This is a genomic window from Caulobacter sp. 602-2, from assembly GCF_011043625.1.
Lineage (GTDB): Bacteria > Pseudomonadota > Alphaproteobacteria > Caulobacterales > Caulobacteraceae > Caulobacter.
Map to the genome: position 1 here is coordinate 43,864 of NZ_JAAKGT010000016.1, position 17,373 is coordinate 61,236.

Below are 17,373 nucleotides of genomic sequence, written 5' to 3' on the forward strand. Positions count from 1 at the left end.
AGCCACGAGGCCATCCATGACGCCCCCGATGACGACCAATCCCCCGCCCCTGACCACCAGCCGCTGGTTCAACAGCAAGACCCCGCTCGACCTGCCCGCCCTGGCCGGCCGGGTGGTGGCGGTCTACGCCTTCCAGATGCTGTGCCCCGGCTGCGTGGCCAACGCCCTGCCCCAGGCCCAGCGCCTGCGCGAAGCCTTCGCCGAGTCCGACCTGGCGGTGATCGGCCTGCACACGGTGTTCGAGCACCACGAGGCCAACACCCCGGCGGCGCTGCAGGCCTTCCTGCACGAGTACCGCATCAGGTTCCCGGTCGGGATCGACGCGCCCGACCCGAAAGGCGGCCCGATCCCGCAGACCATGGCCGCCTACGCCCTGCAGGGCACGCCCAGCCTGCTGCTGTTCGACCGCCAGGGGCGCCTCGTGCACAAGCTGTTCGGCCATCCGCCCGACCTGACCCTGGGCGCGGCCGTCCAGGCCCTGGTGCAGTCGGGGGCGGTCGCGACGTCCGCTGGATCGGCCGATGCGGCGGATGGCTGCGCGGACGGCCTCTGCGCCGCGCCGGTGGGCTGAGCCGGTTTCCGCTTCATCGTTTTCATTGTCATCCCGGCCGCAGCGAAGCGGAGCGCCGGGATCTCCTGCAGCTGATGAACCCGCGGGCGTGGGAGGTCCCGGCTCTACGGACCGCTGGCGCGCTCCTCCGGCCGGGATGACACATTTCTCGCCGTCCCCAAGGAAGCGCCCCCTACCGCGCCAGCCGCCCGTCGCTCAGCGCCGCCGGCTCGAAGCGGAAGATCACCTCCGGATCGGGCTCGGGCACGCCCTTGAGGATCTTCTTGCCCGCCGCCCCGCTGGGCGCGGCCGCGTGCAGCAGCCAGCGGATGATGTTCAGCCGGGCGGCCTTCTTGTGGTCGGCGCGCACGCACACCCAGGGCGCGGCCTCAGTGTGGGTGCGGGTCAGCATGTCGTCGCGGGCGGCGGTGTAGTCGTCCCACTTCTCCTGGGCGACGGCGTCCAGCGGGCTGGTCTTGAAGGCCTTCAGCGGATCGTCGCGCCGGGCCTTCAGCCGCTCGGCCTGCACGTCCTTGCCGATGTCGAGCCAGAACTTCGACAGCCGCATGCCGTTCTCGACCAGCATCCGCTCGAAGCCGGGCACATCGCGCAGGAACTGCTCCTGCTGCTGCGGCGTGGAAAAGCCCATCACCCGCTCGACCCCGGCGCGGTTGTACCAGGAGCGGTTGAAGATCACCGCCTCGCCGCAGGCCGGCAGCCATTCCACATAGCGCTGGAAGTACCACTCGCTGGCCTCGCGGTCGCTTGGCTTGGGCAGGGCCGCGACGATGGTCTGGCGGCGGTGCAGGTGCTCGGTGATGCGGGCGATGGCGCCGTCCTTGCCGGCGGCGTCGCGCCCCTCGAAGATCGCCAGCAGCTTCCACTGCTTGTCCATGGCGTGCTTCTGCAGGGCGATCAGCGCGATCTGAAGGTCGCGCAGCTCTTCGTCGTAGTCGCGGTCCTTGCTCATGGGAACGAGCCTACCCCCGAAAGCGAAACCTGCGCTAGAAGGAGCGCATGATCCGTCTTTTCGTGCCCCAGCCGCTGTCCAAGGACGCCGGAATCGCTCCGACCCAGGAGCAGTCGCGCTATCTCGTCCAGGTCATGCGCCTTGGCGTCGGCGACGAGATCCTCGTGTTCAACGGGACCGACGGCGAGTGGCGCGCCAGCCTGGTCGACGCCGGCAAGCGCGGCTGCCTCCTGAAGGCCGAGGAACAGACCCGCGAGCAGACCACGCCCCCCGACCTCGACCTCGTCGTCGCCATGGTCAAGCGCGGCCGCGTCGAGACCATCGTCGAAAAGGCCGCCGAACTGGGCGCCCGCCGCGTGCGCCTGACGGTCACCCGCCGCACCAATGTCGACTACATGAAGCTGGCCCGCCTGGACGCCATCGCCATGGAGGCCGCCGAGCAGACCGGCCGCCTCGACGTGCCGGCCATCCTGGATCCCGAGAAGCTCGACAAGATCCTCGACGGCTGGGACGAGAGCCGGCGCCTGGTGTTCTGCGACGAGGGCGGCGATGCGAAACCCGCCATCGAGGCCCTGGCCGGCACGGGCGGCCCCGCCGCCATCCTGATCGGCCCCGAAGGCGGCTTCGCCCCCGAAGAACGCGAGCGCCTTCGCGCCCTGCCCTTCGTCACCCCGGTGTCGCTGGGCCCGCGCATCCTGCGCGCCGACACGGCCGCGATCAGCGCCATGACCCTGTGGCAGGCCGCGGCGGGGGATTGGCGCGCCTAGAGCCCGCAGGCCTTGCGCACGAACTCGCCGTCCTTGGCGCCCTGCGCCGACGGCGCGCCGCGGCCCTCGTACTCGTAGAAGGTCACGCTCGAGGCGCCGCCCGACACCTGCTTGGGCCGCGCGACGCTGTAGCCGTCGATCTTGAGCCGGACGGCGCGATACCGGGTCGCGGCGATCATGCCGCCGTCGTCGGGGCCGTACAGCGCGACAAAGTCGCCGCCCGAGCCTGCCGCGCGCACATACTCGTTGGCCTTGCCGAACATGGCCGTGGTGGTCTTGGCGCGCTCGTAGCCCAGGCGTTCGATCGCCTCCTTGGCGCAGGCCAGCTTCTGGTCCTCGGCCTTGGCGATCCTGGCCAGTTCGTTGAAGGCGGGCATCGAGCCGTGCCGATCGGCCCTGACCAGGTAGTCGACGGCCTCGTCGCGATCGGCGGGCAGACCCTGGCCGTTCAGGTAGCGCAGGCCCAGGCGATACTCGGCGTCCATGTGGCCGCCGTCGGCCGCCTGCCGCAGATAGGCCAGCGACCGGCCGTCGTCCTTGGGCACGTCGCCGCCGCTCTCGTAGGCGCGCGCCAGGAAATAGGCGACCAGCACATTGCCGGCCTTGGCCGCCAGGTCCATCTGCCGAAAGGCCTCGTCCTTGTTTCCCGCCTTGGCGGCTTCCTGGGCGGCGGCGATGTACTGGGCCCCGGGCGTCTCTTCCTGGGCCAGGGCCGGCGTGGCGGCCACGGCCGCGGCGACGAGCAACGTTGCGAACTTCATTCTTCCCCTCCCGGCCCCTGCCTCGCGGCAGGCTCGCCCACGGCCCATGTCTAGGGTTTTTCGCCCCGTCCCAGAACAAGGATTTTTGTCGCGCCCGTCCCGCGCCCCGTCGCGGCGAGACCGAACGGTAACGCTAATTGTAGCGGACCCTCTTGAGGTCGGCTAAGACAGCGCCCAACTGCGCTCCACGCGTTTCGTGGCGGTCGGGGGGAATTGGGCCCCTCCCCTCCTGTGGCGTTCGATTTTAGGGGAGACGGCGATGGCCGACACCGCCAGCCTGGATCAGCGCCCGCTGACCCTCGAAGACCTGACCGCCTATTTCGCCAAGGGTTGCAAGCCAAGGTCGGCCTTCCGCGTCGGCGCAGAGCACGAGAAGTTCGGCTTCTATCTCGGCTCCCATGCGCCGGTCCCCTACGAGGGCGACAAGGGCGTGCACGCCCTGCTCGTGGGCCTGCAGCGCTTCGGCTGGAAGCCGGTGATGGAAGGCGATGTGATCATCGGCCTTGAGCGCAACGGCGCCAATGTCAGCCTGGAGCCCGGCGGCCAGTTCGAGCTTTCCGGCGCCCCGCTGCTGACCATGCACGACATCTGCGAGGAGACCGGCGGCCACCTCGACGAGGTCAAGGCCGTGGCCGACGAGTTGGGCCTGGGCTTCCTGGGGGTCGGCTTCTCGCCGCAGTGGAAGCGCGAGGAGGTGCCGGTCATGCCCAAGGGCCGGTACGTGATCATGCGCAACTACATGCCCAAGGTCGGCAATCTGGGCCTCGACATGATGCTGCGCACCTGCACTGTGCAGGCCAATCTCGACTTCGAGAGCGAAGCCGACATGGTCGCCAAGTTCCGCATGAGCCTGGCCCTGCAGCCGATCGCCACGGCGCTGTTCGCCAATTCTCCGTTCACGGAAGGCAAGCCCAACGGCTTCCTCTCCGCCCGCGCCAACGTCTGGACCGACACCGATCCCAACCGCACGGGCCTGCTCGACTTCGTGTTCCAGGACGGCTTCGGCTTCGAGCGCTACGCCCAGTACATGCTGGACGTGCCGATGTACTTCGCCAAGCGCGGCGACCGCTACATCGACCTGGCCGGCCGCTCGTTCCGTGACTTCATCGACGGCAAGATCGAGGAAGTCGGCGGCGAGCGCGCCAGCCTCAAGGACTGGGCCGACCACGCCACCACGGCGTTCCCCGAGGTGCGCCTGAAGACCTATCTGGAAATGCGCGGCGCCGACGCGGGTCCGTGGAGCCGCCTGTGCGCCCTGCCGGCCCTGTGGACCGGCGTGTTCTACGACGACGCGGCTCTGGCGGCGGCCTGGGACCTGGCCAAGGACTGGACGGTGGAAGACCGCGAGGGCCTGCGCCGCGACGTGCCCAAGCTGGGCCTCAAGGCGCAGGTCGCCGGCCGCAGCGTGCAGGACGTCGCCAAGGACTTCGTCGCCATCGCCAAGCAGGGCCTGAAGGCCCGCGCCCAGCTGAACGGCGGCTTCCTGGACGAGACGATCTATCTGGGCGAACTGGAAGAGATCGCCGACAGCGGCGTCACCCCCGCCGAACGCCTGCTGGAGAAGTTCCACGGTCCGTGGGGCGGCGACATCGGCAAGCTGTTCGACGAAGGCGCCTACTGAGAAGGCAGGCCCCCTCCCCCGAGGGGGGGCTCCGCCCTAGACCTTGGGCCGCCAGTCTTCCGGCGCCAGCTCGAAGCCCTCGAACCGGAAGCCCGGCGCGACGGTGCAGCCGACCAGGGTCCAGGCCCCCAGCGACACGGCCGTCTGCCACCAGCCGACCGGCACCACCACCTGCGGGCGGCAGCCGGCGCGCAGGTCCGGACCCAGGGTGTGGGGCGTCGCGCCGACGCCGTCGGGCGGCGACAGGGTCAGGCGGATCGGGGCGCCGGCGTACCAGTGCCAGACCTCGACCGCATCGATGCGGTGCCAGGCCGACATCTGCTCGGCCTCCAGCAGGTAGTAGATCGCCGTCGAGGCCGGGCGGCCTTCGGCGTTCGGCGCGTCCTCGAACATGCGCACGTACCAGCCGCCCTCGGGGTGGGGCTGCATGCCCAGCAGGCGTACGATCTCCTTGGCCCCCAGATCGCCCGAAATCCCCGCAACGCTCATCGCACTCATCCCTTGAAACTGTCCTTGGCCGCGCGGATCTCGGCGAAGGCCTGGGCGGGCGCAAGGCCCGGCCGCAGCGCCGGGGCGCGCAGGAACGGATTGGTGGCCTTCTCCAGGCCGATGGTGGTGGGCACGGTGGCCTCGCCGCGCTCGCGGGCGGCGAACACCTGGTCGGCCCGCGCCCGCAGCGCCGGATCGTCGTCGACCGACAGGGCGAAGCGGGCGTTGGAGGCGGTGTATTCGTGGGCGCAGTAGACGACCGTGTCGTCGGGCAGGGCCGCCAGCCGCGACAGCGAGGCCCACATCTGCTCGGGGTCGCCCTCGAACATCCGGCCGCAGCCGAGGGCGAACAGGGTGTCGCCGACAAAGGCCACGCCGCCTTCGGCGTCGTAATAGGCAAGATGGCCCAAGGTGTGGCCCCCGCTGTCGATCACCGCCAGCTGGGTCTCGCCCAGCAGAACGGTCTCGCCCGGGCGCGCCTCGTGATGCACCGGCGCGATGCGCGTCACCTCCTGCGGACCGATGATGGTCGCGCCGGTGGCGGCATAGAGCTTCTCGTTGCCGCCCGCGTGGTCGGGGTGCCAGTGGGTGTTGAGGATGAAGTCGAGCTCCCAGCCCAGCTTTTCCAGCTGCACCAGGATGGCTTCGGCGTCCGGCGTGTCGATGCAGGCGGTCTTGCCCGTCGCCACGTCGCGCACGAGAAAGCCGTAATTGTCGGAGAGGCAGGGAAACTGGTGGATTTGCAGCGGCATGCGATCGGCCTCGGTCACGGACTGGGTCGGCGGGCGTGACGCGGAGGATTCGCCCGCCTACATAGATGGCCTCGACGCCACGGAGAGACAATGCGCCGCGACGTGCTCGACCTCAGAGCCTTCTACGCCGCCCCGCTGGGCCGGGTGGCGCGGGAGATGCTCGGCCGCAAGGTGGCCGAGGCCTGGGGCGACGCCAACGGCCTGGACGTGCTGGGCCTGGGCTACGCCACGCCCTTCCTCGACGAGTGCCGCGCCAAGGCCCGCCGGGTGGTGGCCGCCATGCCCGCGACGCAGGGCGTGGAAGTCTGGCCCGTGGGCGAGCGTAACCAGGCCGCCCTGGTCGAAGAGACCGCCCTGCCCTTTCCCAACGCCATGTTCGACCGGATCCTGGCCGTCCACGCACTGGAAGAGGCCGACGATCCGCTGGCCGTGCTGCGCGAACTGTGGCGGGTGATGGCCCCGTCCGGCCGCCTGATCGTCGCGGTGGCCTCGCGCGACGGCGTCTGGGCCCGCGCCGAGGGCACCCCGTTCGGCCACGGCCGCCCGTTCAGCCGCGGTCAGCTGGAAAGCCTGCTGCGCGAGGCCGACCTGGAGCCCGCCGGCTGGACCCGGGCGCTCTATGCGCCGCCCGCCGGCTTCACCGTCGGCTGGGCCGAGGGCTTCGAGCAGGTCGGCGCGCGCCTCTGGCCGCGCTTCGCCGGCCTGATCCTGATGGAAGCGGTCAAGCAGACCTTCGCGGTCAAGCCGCGCGGCAGCCGGGCCCGCGCCCGGGTGTTCGCCCCGGTCATGCCGCCCGCGCCGGCCGGCGTGGCGCCTGTTCGAAAGGCGCCGGGAACCGTAAGGACCGGAATACTATTGGAAGCTGTGGCGCCAGGGCCTAGCCTTGAGTCGCCGACACAGCCGTAAACCGGCCGCGTAAAGGGGAATTCGCGCCATGAAGATGATCGTCGCCGTTATCAAGCCCAGCCGCCTGGACGCCGTGCTGGAGGCGGTCACCGAGGCGGGCGCGTCGGGCCTGACGGTGACCGAGGTGCGCGGCTACGGCCGCCAGAAGGGCAAGACCGAGGTCTATCGCGGCGCCGAGTACGAGGTGAAGCTGCTGCCGAAGGTGAAGCTGGAGATCGCCGTGCCCACCGACGTGGCCGACGCGGTCATCGAGGCCCTGCAGCGCACCGCCAACACCGGCAAGATCGGCGACGGCAAGGTCTTCGTCCTCGACCTGGAACAGGCCCTGCGCATCCGTACGGGCGAGCGCGACGCGGCCGCCATCGCCGGCTGATCCGCCGCGACGCGCGGCGGGATGATTTGGGACAAGCCGCGGCCACAAGCGGAGCCTTACACTGCCCCGTGCGTTTCAGTGGCAGTACGGGCGTAGGGGCGACATGGCCGAGATCGAAACCGTCTTCACGCCCGGCTCGACCTGCTGGCGGGTCGAGACCGCCGAACGCCTGGCGCTGTTCATCGACAACGACGAGGCCTTCGACGCCCTGAAGGCCCTGCTGCTGTCGGCCAAGCACTCGATCTGGATCCTGGCCTGGGTGTTCGATCCGCTCACGCGGTTGGACCCCGACCGGGTGAAGAGGAGCCGGGACCCCGTCCACGCCGACCGCATCGGCCTGCTGCTGCGGCGGCAGGCGGCGCTGAACCCGGCGTTGGACGTGCGGGTGCTGGCCTGGGACATGCCGTTCCCGATCGCCGCCTCCCAGTTGTTCGGCCCGCAGCGGGGCGCGGCCTTCTTCGCCGGCTCCAAGGTCAAGTACCGGCTGGACAACACCCTGCCGGCCAGCGCCAGCCACCACCAGAAGGTGGTCGTGGTCGACGGCGTCACGGCGCTGGTCAGCGGCGGCGACATCGGCGTCGACCGCTGGGACACCACCGCCCACCTCGACAACGATCCGCGCCGCCGCCTGCCGACCGGCCACCATTATCCGGCCCGCCACGAGGTCGCCGCCCTGGTCGACGGGCCGGTCGCCGGCGCCCTGGCCGAACTCTTCGCCGAGCGCTGGCGCAAGGCCACCGGCGAGACCCTGGATCCGCCCGAGCGCCCGCTGACGACGCCCTGGCCCGAACACCTGGCGCCGCTGCTGCGCCGCCTGCCGGTGGCCATCGCCCGCACCCAACCGCACTGGCGCCGCGACGCCGAGATCAACGAGTGCCTGCTGCTGCACCTGGAGATGATCCGCACGGCCCAGTGGCTGATCTATATCGAGAACCAGTACCTGACCTCGCCGATCGTGGTCGAAGCCCTGGCCGAGCGCCTGGCCGAACCCGACGGCCCCGAGGTGGTGACGGTGGGCCCCGCCCGCAGCCCCAGCTATTTCGACCAGGTCACCATGGACAGCGCCCGCACCGCGGCCATCAACCGCCTGCGCGAGGTCGACGTCCACGGCCGCTTCTTCGCCTTCAGCGCCCGCACGCCCAAGGGCGCGCCGATCATCGTCCATTCCAAGGTGGCGGTCGCCGACGACCGGGTGCTGCGCCTGGGCTCGGCCAACCTCAACAACCGCTCGATCGGCCTCGACACCGAGTGCGACATCGGCTTCGAGGCCCGCGACGAGGACCAGCGCCTGGCCATCGCCGCGTTCCTGGGCCGGCTGATCGGCCACTTCCTGGGGGTCGAGACGGAAAGCGTGCTGGAGGCCTTCATCGAGCACGGCGGCCTTGGCCCCGCCATCGAGGCCCTGGACGGCAAGACCGGCCCGCGCCGGCTGGAGCCGGTGGGCGTCATGCCGCTGAAGGGGATGAAGAAGTTCGTCGCAGACTGGAGCCTGGGCGACGCCATCGCCCCCGACGACGCCTGGCGCCCCTGGGGCCGCCGCAAGCGCCTCAAGCACGACCTGGCCAGGCTGACGGCGCCGCCGCCGGAGCCGCCGGAACACCTGCAGCTTTAGAGGGCGCCGCCGAAAATACCCTCAAAGGTGCATAATTAGTTCAATTCAACCCTTCCGGGATCATGTAAGCTCAAGCTTGCAAAATCTGCCAGGGAGGGACCGATGCGACTGTCGGCTAGTGCCTGTGGCGTTCTGGTAGCGGCCTCGATTTCCGGCTGCACCACTGTTCCGGACAAGCCTTATCACCCCGTGGCCTGCGGCTCTAAGGACTGCACGCCCGAGGAACTGGATCTGGCTACCGGCTCCAGGACCGTTCAAGTCCGGGGCGACGGCTGGCTGACCCAGCCCTGCGCTCGCTCGGCCTACTTTCCGATGACCTACGACCAGGCGTGGCTCGAGGTGAACGAAGACGGCTATCTCGCCGTGCCGGCCCAGTTGCGGGCGATCGAGCGACGTATCCAGCGGGCCCATGCGAGCGGTGTTCCCGTGCTGCTTGCGGCCTATGTGCACGGCTGGAACGGCAACGCCGACGAGCGCCCCTTGAAGGACTGCCAGGCGCAGTCGGGACAGGTGAACCTGTTCTACGCCCAGATGGGGCGCGTGACCGATACGGTCCAACGCCTGCACGACTCCAAGCTGATCGCTCGCAAGCCGCTGGTCATCGGCGTCTGGGTCGGCTGGCGAGGTCGCGACTATCGCGACCCGATCGGGCTGTCGGCGCCCGCGTCGTTCCTGAGCCGGGGCCGCACGGCAAACGCCATCGGCGTCCAGCGCGGCTACGACGGCGAGGGCCGCCCCTCCCTGCACGCCGCCCTGGACGAGCTTTCAAAGACGCTCAACGACCCCGCCTATCCCGAAGACAGGATGATGCTGTCGGGCCTTTCCTTCGGCGGCAGGATCATCACGCGCCTCTACCGCGATCGCCTCGAAGCCGGCGACACCACGCCTTTGGGCAAGAACAGCCTGATCGTGACGTTCAACGCGGCGGTGGGATCTGACTGCTACGAAAAGGCCCTCCAGGCCAACGCCAGCAAGGTTCCCGTCACGCCCCCGCGCTGGATCAACGTCACCAGCCGCGCCGACAGGGCTCGCCGGATCTACTACCGCATCGGCACGCTGCTGATGAAGGATGGGGATTTCTGCGACCCGTCGAGCCGGCTTCGCCGGGTCGCCATCGGCTTCGATGACGCCCAGAAGACCCACGAACTCACCTTCGTGAGCTACGCCGAGGACGTTGACGCCCCGCTCATCAATCAGGGGCCCGTGAACTGGTCGTCGACCGAGCCCGCGCACGCGCCGATCTATTACAGCCGATGGGACGGCGTGAGCTACAGCCTCAAAAGTCGCATGTACGACATGCGCTTCCAGCGCAAAGCGCTGAACGCCGGCGCCCTCTGGGTGGTCGATACCGACCACACGGCGATCGCCAGCGCCGGGTCGCACTACAGCATCAACGACCTGCACAGCAACGTGTTCGCCACCAATCTCACGCGGCTCCTGATCACCTCGCTCTACGACCCCGGACGCTGAGCACGGGGCCTGCGCCTCACTCCCCCTCGATCTCCAGGTCGACCACTAGCGGCAGGTGGTCCGACGCCACCCTGGCCAGGGCGTCGTAGGGGGAGAACACGTTCACCGTGCGCAGGCCCTTGGTCAGGAACACGTGGTCGATGCGCATGAACGGGAAGGTCGAGGGGAAGGTCGCGGTCGGGGCCTTGCCCCAGCCGGCCGAGACGCTCTGAGCATCGCGGGCGGCGGCTTTCAGCAGGCGGTAGGTGGCCGAATAGGGCGTGGCGTTGAAGTCGCCCAGCAGCACGCCGGGCGCCTTCCAGCGGTCGGACGACATCCAGCCCTCGCCGACCAGGGCGGCGGCCTGGCGCTTCTGCTCCTGCGGGATCAGGCCAAGGTGGGTGTTGATGATCTGCACCGGCGTGCCGCCCACCATCACCTCGATCCACAGCGCCCCGCGCGGCTCCAGCCCCGGCACGGCGCGGTAGAACGGCAGCGGGCCCGACTTGATCAGCTTCTCGGGCAGATGGGTGAGGATGGCGTCGCCATAGAGCTCTTCCTCCACCGTCATGGCCGGGTGGAAGTGGAAGCCCATCTTCAGGAGTTCGGCCAAGCGATGGGCCTGGTCGACATGGCCGGTGCGCAGCCGGCCGACGTCGAGTTCCTGCAAGGCCACGACGTCGGGCTCGTGGGCCGAGATCACCTCGGCCACGCGTTCCACGTCGAGCCTGCGGTCGCCGCCCACGCAACGGTGGACGTTGTAGGTCATCAGCCGCAGCTTCATGGGATCAGAAGATCGCCTGAAACGGCGCTGGGTTCCACACGCTCTGCGGGCGCCCCGCGGCTGAGCAGGAAAAGACAGGTCTCCGAGCGCCAGTTCTCCAGCGCCCTGGTGGGGTCGATCGGGCGGGCCGGGCCGGTTCCGGCGAAGGCGGCGCTGGAATCCACCCGCACGTCCAGGTCCTGCGTCAGGGCCATGAAGTCGGCCAGGGTGCACAGGTGGATGTTGGGCGTCGACCACCAGGGCATGGGCAGGGCCTTGGTTTCGGGCATCCGCCCCCGGCTGATCAGCGACCAGCGCACCCGCCAGTGACCGAAATTGGGAAACGAGACGATGGCGCGGTCGGCGATGCGCAAGAGCTCGTCCAGCACATGGCGCGGATTGCGGGTGGCCTGCAGGGTCTGCGACAGCACCGCGTAGTCGAAGGTCTTGTCGGGGAAGTGGTCGAGGTCCTGGTCGGCGTCGCCCTGCACCACCGACAGCCCCCGCGCCATGCAGGCGGCCACGCCGTGGGCGCTGATCTCCAGCCCCCGGCCGTCGACCTCCTTCTCCCGGGTCAGCAGCTCCAGCAGCGCGCCCTCGCCGCAGCCCACGTCGAGCACCCGCGCGCCGGGACGCACCAGGCGCAGGATCTCGCGGAAGTCCTCACGGATGAGGGTCATCGCGATCCTCCCCCTCTGGGGGAGGTGGCCCGGAGGGCCGGAGGGGGGACGTTTTCAGCCGCCGCTGCGCCTGCCGGCCCAGCAACGACTTCCCCCTCAGTCGGCTTCGCCGACAGCTCCCCCTTCAGGGGGAGCATCTTGAAAAACGTCCTCATCGCCCGATCCCCCTCTCGCGCTCCACCGACGCCATGAACCCCGTCAGGGCCGCGTCCATGACCGGCTCGTCCAGCAGGAAGGCGTCGTGGCCCTTGTCGCTGTCGATCTCGGCGAAGGCCGCCCGGCAGCCGGCGGCGGTCAGGGCGCGGACGATGTGGCGGCTCTCGGCGGTCGGATAAAGCCAGTCGCTGGTGAAGCTCAGCACACAGAACCGCACGTCGCGCGCGGCCTTGAAGGCGTTGGCCAGCACTCCGCCATGCGGCGCGGCCAGGTCGAAATAGTCCATGGCCCGGGTGATGTAGAGATAGGAGTTGGCGTCGAACCGGTCGACGAAGGCCGCCCCCTGGTGGCGCAGATAGCTCTCGACCTGGAAGTCGGCGTCGAAGCCCCAGGACAGGCCGTCGCGCTGCAGTTCGCGCCCGAACTTGCGCTGCAGGGCCGGCTCGGAAACATAGGTGATGTGGGCGGCCATGCGGGCCACGGCCAGGCCCTTCTCCGGGCGCGCGCCCTGGGCCGCGTAGGCCCCGCCGCGCCACTCCGGATCGGCCATGATCGCCTGGCGACCCACCTCGTGGAAGGCGATGTTCTGGGCCGAGTGGCGCGAGGTCGAGGCCACGACGACGGCGCTGAACACCCGCTGGGGGTAGTCGACCGCCCACTGCTGCACCTGCATGCCGCCCATCGAGCCGCCGACCACCGCCAGCAGGGTGTCGACCCCCAGGGCGTCGATCAGCATGGCCTGGGCCCGCACCATGTCGGCGATGGTGATGATCGGGAACGACAGGCCCCAGGCCTGCCCGGTGGCCGGATTGACCGAGGCCGGCCCCGTCGAGCCCATGCAGCCGCCGATGACGTTGGAGCAGATGATGAAGTGCCGGGCCGGATCGATCGGCTTGCCGTGACCGACAAGGCGCGTCCACCAGCCGGGCTTGCCGGTGGCCGGATGGGTCGAGGCCACATACTGGTCGCCGGTCAGCGCGTGGCAGATCAGGACGGCGTTGGTCCCGTCCTCGTTCAGCGAGCCGTAGGTCTGGTAGGCCACCTCCAGACCGCTGATCTTCGCGCCGGAATCCAGCACCAGCGGCCGGTCGGCGGGGAAGCGCCAGACACCGCCGCCGAGCGGCGCGGAAACGTCCAGATCAAGGTCGGCCATGTCGCCTTGGACCGCCTGTCGACGAAGGTGTCAACCATGCGCTTTGCGCCCGGCCCCGCGCCCCTTAAGAGGAGATCGTCGCCACGGCGTTTCTCGCCATTTGCCCAGCTTTAAAACCGCTTTATGGAGTGCGCCATGGACCGTCTGATCCTGATGCGCCACGGCAAGGCCGAGCGGCACGCCGCCCAGGGCGGCGACTTCGAGCGCGCGCTCGCCGAGCGCGGCCGCCAGGACGTGGCGCTGATCGCCTCGGCGCTGGCCGCCGAAGGCCTTGCGCCCGACCTCGTCCTGGTCTCGGCCGCCCGCCGCACCCGCGAGACCTGGGAGGCCGCCGCCGGCGCCTTTCCGGGCGCGACCGCGCAGGTGCTGCGCAATCTCTACCACGCCGAGGCCCAGGAGGTGCTGGCCGCCGTGCGCGAGGCCGACGCCCCGGCCGGCACGGTGATGGTGGTGGGCCACAATCCGGGCCTGCACGACCTGTCGCTGCGCCTGGCCATGGGAGCGCCCGCCGACGCCGGCGAAATGACCAAGCTGCGCGGCCGCTTCCCCACCGCCACGGCGGCGGTCTTCGACATCGACGCGTCCGGCGCCCCGCGGCTGGCGCGCGTCTTCTACGCATCCGAACACGGCGGGCACGGCGGCGAATGACCCTGGTCTACAAGATCCTTCCGAAGACGCTGTGGGACGAGGCCAAGGCGGCCGGCCGCTTTACCGGCGCCCCCATCGACCACGCCGACGGTTACATCCACCTTTCCGGCGCCGACCAGGCCCAGCAGACCGCCGCGCTCTATTTCAAGGGCCAGGAAGACCTGCTGCTGGTCGGCTTCGACGCCGACGCGCTCGGCCCCGAGCTGAAGTGGGAGGCCTCGCGCGGCGGGGCCCTGTTCCCGCACCTGTTCCGCAGCCTCGATCCGTCCGAAGCGGTTTCGGAAAAGCCGCTCTCCCTCGACGCCGACGGCGTTCCCCAACTGGGTCTCGCCTGATGAGCCTGCACGACATCGCCGCCCGCGCCCTGCACGCGCTGGATCCCGAGGACGCCCACGGCTGGGCGATCCGCGGCCTGAAGTGGGGCCTGGGCCCTCGCGACGGCGGCGTCGACGATCCGATCCTGGCCACCAGCGTCGCGGGCCTGCAACTGGCCAACTGCGTGGGCCTGGCCGCGGGCTTCGACAAGAACGCCGAGGTTCCCGACGCCATGCTGGCCGCCGGCTTCGGCTTCGTGGAGGCCGGCACGGTCACGCCGCTGGCCCAGGCCGGCAATCCGCGCCCACGTCTGTTCCGCCTGACCGACGACCAGGCGGTGATCAACCGCATGGGCTTCAACAACGAGGGGCTGGAGCCCTTCGCCGCGCGCCTGGCCGCTCGCAAGCACGCCCACGCCGACCGCCTGGGCGTGTTCGGCGCCAATATCGGGGCCAACAAGGACGCCGAAGACCGCATCGGCGACTACGTCACGGGCCTGACCCGCCTGTGGGGCCTGTCGGACTACTTCACGGTCAACATCTCCTCGCCCAACACGCCGGGCCTGCGCGCCCTGCAGACCAAGGCGGCGCTGGAGGAACTGCTGGGTCGCCTGGCGCAGGCCCGCGCGGAGCTGAAAAAGGGCGGCGCCGACTATCCGATCTTCCTCAAGGTCGCCCCCGACCTGGAAGAGGGCGAGGTCGAGGCCATCGTCGAGACCGTGCTGGCCTGCGGCCTGAACGGCATCATCGTCTCCAACACCACCATCGCCCGCCCCGACACCCTGAAGTCGGTGCAGAAGGCCGAGGGCGGCGGCCTGTCGGGCGCACCGCTGCTGGTCGCCTCGACCCGCGTGCTGGCCGAGTTCCACGCCGCCGCCAAGGGCCGCGTGGCGCTGATCGGGGCCGGCGGGGTGGCCAGCGGCGCCGACGCCCTGGCCAAGATCAAGGCCGGCGCCTGCGCGGTGCAGCTCTATTCGGCCCTGGTCTATGGCGGCCCGGGCCTGGTGGTCCGCATCAAGAAGGAGCTGGCCGCCCGCCTGCGCGCCGAGGGCTTCGCCAGCGTTTCGGACGCGATCGGGACCGCATGAACCCTGACCAGAGCCTGGCCTGGCTGCGACGCTTCGGACCGCTGGCGGTCCTGGCGCTGCTGCTCGTGGCGGCTCTGGCCTCGGGCCTGACCGGCAAGCTGTCGCTCGAGACCCTGCAGGCCCAGGGCGAGGCCCTGCAGGCCTTCGCCCACCATCATCCGCTGCAGTGCGCGGTGCTGTTCGTGCTGCTGTATGTGCTGGTGGTGTCGATCTCGCTGCCCGGAGCGCTGATCCTGTCGCTGAGCTCGGGCTTCCTGTTCGGGCCGTGGGGCGGGTTCCTGGCCCTGACCGGCGTGACCGGCGGCTCGACCGTGGTCTACGCGGCCTGCCGCACGGCCTTCGGCGACTTCCTGCGCCGCCGGCCCGGCGCGCTGCTGACTCGCATCGAGGAGGGGTTCAAGGCCGACGCCTTCTCCTACCTTCTGACCCTGCGGCTGATCCCGGCCTTCCCGCTGCTGCTGGTCAACGTGGCCTCGGGCCTGATGAAGATCCCGCTGCGCACCTACCTGCTGGCCTCGGTGCTGGGCATGGCGCCCAGCTCGTTCGTCTATGCCGGGATCGGTTCGGGCCTGGGCCATCTGTTCGCCGAGGGCGATCCGGTGACCATCGCCACCCTGGCCTCGCCGCGCATCTACCTGCCGATCATCGGCCTGGGCGTCCTGGCCCTGTTGCCCCCGCTTTGGAAGGCCGCGCGCAGGCGCCGCGTTGCCCCCGCCGCCGACGTGAAGTAACCCAGACGAATGGCCGAACCGGTCACGCCGCCCGCCGCTCCCGACAAGCCGCCCGGAAGACGCCTTCCGTGGCCCGGCGGCCTCTCGGCGCGCCTGCTGCTGCTGACCGCACTGTTCGTGTTCCTGGCCGGCGCCTTCATCCTGCCGCCGGCCCTGGCCGACCTCGAAAAGCAATGGCTGCTCGACCGGGTGCGGGCCGCCGAACTGGCTTCGACCATCGCCGACGCCGACCCCGAGCGCCGGGTCACCGACCAGGTCTCCCAGCGCCTGCTCGACCAGGCCGGCGTCGTGATCGTGGCCCTGCAGGTCGACGGCGCCCGACGCCTGGTGCTGCCCACCGAGCCGCGCGCCATCGAACAGCCCTACCTCGTCGACCTGCGCGGCCAGAACCCCGGCTCGTGGCTGGCCGCCCCGTTCTTCACCCTGAAGAGCAAGCCCGGCAGCCTGGTGCGGGTGATGGCCGAGCCGCGCTTCCGCCAGGAAGCCGAGTTCGTCGAGATCGTGCTGCCCGACGCCCCGCTGAAGGCCCACCTGATCTCCAACTTCTGGCGGCTGGCGGGCGTGACCCTGTTCGCCGCCGGCCTGGCCGGGGGTCTGATCTACCTGTCGCTGAACTTCCTGCTGGTGCGGCCCATGCAGCGCATCACCAAGGCCATGGAGCGCTTCCGCGCCGATCCCGAGGATCCCGAGGCCCGGGTGGTGGTGTCGCGCCGCCGCGACGAAATCGGCCGCGCCGAGGCCGAGCTCGACGCCATGCAGACCGACCTGCGCACCGCCCTGCAGGCCAAGGCCCGCCTGGCCGCGCTGGGCGAGGCGGTGGCCAAGATCAATCACGACCTGCGCAACATGCTGACCAGCGCCCAGATGGCTTCGGACCGCCTGGCCGCGCTGGGCGACCCCAAGGTGGCCCAGGCCCTGCCCCGTCTCGAACGGGCGCTGGACCGCGCCATCACCCTGGCCAGCGACGTCATGGCCTATGGCAAGTCCAAGGAGCCGGCGCCGGTGGTCCGCACCGTCGGCCTGCGCGCGGCGCTGGAGATGGCGGCCGAGGACTCCGGCCTGACCCCGCAGGGCGTGGCCCTGGAGACGGTGATCGACCCGCGCGAGCAGATCCAGGCCGATCCCGACCAGCTGCACCGCATCCTCACCAACCTGCTGCGCAACGCCCGCGAGGCCATCGAGGGCGCGCCCGACCGCAGCGGCAAGGGCCGGGTGTTCGTGGAACTGCGCCGCGCCGACGGCATGAGCCATTTGCGGCTTTCGGACGACGGCCCCGGCGTGCCGGCGCGGGCGCGGGCCAACCTCTTCCAGCCGTTCGTGGGCTCGGTGCGTCGCGGCGGCACGGGCCTTGGCCTGGCCATCGCCCGCGAACTGGCCCAGGGCCACGGCGGGGATCTTGCGCTGGTGGAGACCGGCCCCGGCGGCTCGGTGTTCGACCTGACCCTGGCGGGCGCTCCCGAACCCGCGCCGGCGCCCGAAGAGAACGAGCCGGCCAAGTCGAAGCCTTAGCCGGGCTCTCTGTCGCCCCTATCCGCCCGTCATTCCCGCCCTTGTGGCGGGAAGCCCTGGTTCCGCTCGCACGTGAAGCGC

19 protein-coding genes are annotated in these 17,373 nt (G+C 70.3%); 12 read left to right on the forward strand and 7 right to left on the reverse strand.

Annotated elements, in window-relative coordinates; genetic code table 11:
- The first annotated feature begins 16 nt into the window (after nucleotides 1-16).
- The gene (locus G5B46_RS22310; protein WP_205691825.1) at nucleotides 17-571 is read left to right on the forward strand and encodes a redoxin family protein; all 555 of its coding nucleotides are present in this window, start codon (nucleotides 17-19) and stop codon (nucleotides 569-571) included.
- Nucleotides 572-743: 172 nt separating this feature from the next.
- Here the strand turns inward: G5B46_RS22310 and ppk2 are convergent, their stop codons facing one another.
- Entirely contained in the window at nucleotides 744-1,520 is a 777-nt protein-coding gene (ppk2, locus tag G5B46_RS22315) for a polyphosphate kinase 2 (protein WP_165262585.1), read from the reverse strand.
- Between the two features lie 47 nt (nucleotides 1,521-1,567).
- Here ppk2 and G5B46_RS22320 point away from each other — a divergent pair, with 47 nt between their 5' ends.
- Nucleotides 1,568-2,287 carry a 16S rRNA (uracil(1498)-N(3))-methyltransferase gene (locus G5B46_RS22320; RefSeq protein ID WP_165262587.1) on the forward strand — a complete coding sequence of 240 codons (720 nt, stop codon included), beginning with the start codon at nucleotides 1,568-1,570 and terminating at the stop codon, nucleotides 2,285-2,287.
- Here G5B46_RS22320 and G5B46_RS22325 read toward each other — a convergent pair.
- Nucleotides 2,284-3,048, reverse strand: a complete 765-nt coding sequence (locus G5B46_RS22325; protein ID WP_165262589.1) for an SEL1-like repeat protein — start codon at nucleotides 3,046-3,048, stop codon at nucleotides 2,284-2,286. The genes G5B46_RS22320 and G5B46_RS22325 overlap by 4 nt on opposite strands.
- A 259-nt stretch (nucleotides 3,049-3,307) precedes the next feature.
- Between G5B46_RS22325 and G5B46_RS22330 the strand changes: the two genes are divergently transcribed.
- On the forward strand, nucleotides 3,308-4,669 hold the full coding sequence (locus G5B46_RS22330; protein WP_165262591.1) for a glutamate--cysteine ligase: 1,362 nt from the start codon (nucleotides 3,308-3,310) through the stop codon (nucleotides 4,667-4,669).
- Between the two features lie 36 nt (nucleotides 4,670-4,705).
- Here the strand turns inward: G5B46_RS22330 and G5B46_RS22335 are convergent, their stop codons facing one another.
- Both G5B46_RS22335 and gloB read right to left on the reverse strand, forming a co-directional pair.
- Entirely contained in the window at nucleotides 4,706-5,167 is a 462-nt protein-coding gene (locus G5B46_RS22335; protein WP_165262593.1) for a cupin domain-containing protein, read from the reverse strand.
- Nucleotides 5,164-5,910 (reverse strand): hydroxyacylglutathione hydrolase, encoded by a 747-nt coding sequence (gene gloB / locus G5B46_RS22340; RefSeq protein WP_165262595.1) that lies wholly within the window; start codon nucleotides 5,908-5,910, stop codon nucleotides 5,164-5,166. The genes G5B46_RS22335 and gloB overlap by 4 nt, the downstream gene beginning before the upstream one ends.
- 90 nt (nucleotides 5,911-6,000) lie before the next feature.
- Between gloB and G5B46_RS22345 the strand changes: the two genes are divergently transcribed.
- The 4 genes from G5B46_RS22345 (at nucleotide 6,001) to G5B46_RS22360 (ending at nucleotide 10,271) form a co-directional block, all read left to right on the forward strand.
- Entirely contained in the window at nucleotides 6,001-6,816 is an 816-nt protein-coding gene (locus G5B46_RS22345) for a methyltransferase domain-containing protein (RefSeq protein ID WP_165262597.1), read from the forward strand.
- Between the two features lie 28 nt (nucleotides 6,817-6,844).
- Nucleotides 6,845-7,189, forward strand: coding sequence for a P-II family nitrogen regulator (locus G5B46_RS22350; protein ID WP_058348648.1), 345 nt, complete (start codon nucleotides 6,845-6,847; stop codon nucleotides 7,187-7,189).
- 103 nt (nucleotides 7,190-7,292) lie between these two features.
- Entirely contained in the window at nucleotides 7,293-8,801 is a 1,509-nt protein-coding gene (locus tag G5B46_RS22355) for a phospholipase D-like domain-containing protein (protein ID WP_165262599.1), read from the forward strand.
- A 102-nt stretch (nucleotides 8,802-8,903) separates the two neighbouring features.
- Nucleotides 8,904-10,271 (forward strand): hypothetical protein, encoded by a 1,368-nt coding sequence (locus G5B46_RS22360; RefSeq protein ID WP_165262601.1) that lies wholly within the window; start codon nucleotides 8,904-8,906, stop codon nucleotides 10,269-10,271.
- Nucleotides 10,272-10,287: 16 nt separating this feature from the next.
- Here the strand turns inward: G5B46_RS22360 and G5B46_RS22365 are convergent, their stop codons facing one another.
- From G5B46_RS22365 to G5B46_RS22375, 3 genes are all read right to left on the reverse strand, one after another.
- The gene (locus G5B46_RS22365; RefSeq protein ID WP_165262603.1) at nucleotides 10,288-11,034 is read right to left on the reverse strand and encodes an endonuclease/exonuclease/phosphatase family protein; all 747 of its coding nucleotides are present in this window, start codon (nucleotides 11,032-11,034) and stop codon (nucleotides 10,288-10,290) included.
- A complete protein-coding gene (metW, locus tag G5B46_RS22370) occupies nucleotides 11,031-11,693 on the reverse strand; it encodes a methionine biosynthesis protein MetW (protein ID WP_165262605.1) in 663 nt (220 codons plus the stop codon). The genes G5B46_RS22365 and metW overlap by 4 nt, the downstream gene beginning before the upstream one ends.
- A gap of 151 nt (nucleotides 11,694-11,844) precedes the next feature.
- Nucleotides 11,845-13,002, reverse strand: coding sequence for a homoserine O-acetyltransferase (locus G5B46_RS22375; RefSeq protein ID WP_165262607.1), 1,158 nt, complete (start codon nucleotides 13,000-13,002; stop codon nucleotides 11,845-11,847).
- A 135-nt stretch (nucleotides 13,003-13,137) separates the two neighbouring features.
- On the opposite strand from G5B46_RS22375, the gene G5B46_RS22380 reads away from it, so the two are divergent.
- Genes G5B46_RS22380 through G5B46_RS22400 form a run of 5 tightly spaced genes read left to right on the forward strand, consistent with a single transcriptional unit; the run spans nucleotide 13,138 to nucleotide 17,292 of the window.
- A complete protein-coding gene (locus G5B46_RS22380; protein WP_165262609.1) occupies nucleotides 13,138-13,650 on the forward strand; it encodes a histidine phosphatase family protein in 513 nt (170 codons plus the stop codon).
- The gene (locus tag G5B46_RS22385; RefSeq protein WP_165262611.1) at nucleotides 13,647-13,985 is read left to right on the forward strand and encodes a DUF952 domain-containing protein; all 339 of its coding nucleotides are present in this window, start codon (nucleotides 13,647-13,649) and stop codon (nucleotides 13,983-13,985) included. Before G5B46_RS22380 ends, G5B46_RS22385 begins: the two co-directional genes overlap by 4 nt.
- Nucleotides 13,985-15,052, forward strand: a complete 1,068-nt coding sequence (locus tag G5B46_RS22390; RefSeq protein ID WP_165262613.1) for a quinone-dependent dihydroorotate dehydrogenase — start codon at nucleotides 13,985-13,987, stop codon at nucleotides 15,050-15,052. Before G5B46_RS22385 ends, G5B46_RS22390 begins: the two co-directional genes overlap by 1 nt.
- Entirely contained in the window at nucleotides 15,049-15,783 is a 735-nt protein-coding gene (locus G5B46_RS22395; RefSeq protein WP_165262615.1) for a TVP38/TMEM64 family protein, read from the forward strand. The genes G5B46_RS22390 and G5B46_RS22395 overlap by 4 nt, the downstream gene beginning before the upstream one ends.
- Nucleotides 15,784-15,792: 9 nt before the next feature.
- Entirely contained in the window at nucleotides 15,793-17,292 is a 1,500-nt protein-coding gene (locus G5B46_RS22400; RefSeq protein WP_165262617.1) for a HAMP domain-containing sensor histidine kinase, read from the forward strand.
- Nucleotides 17,293-17,373 lie beyond the last annotated feature (81 nt).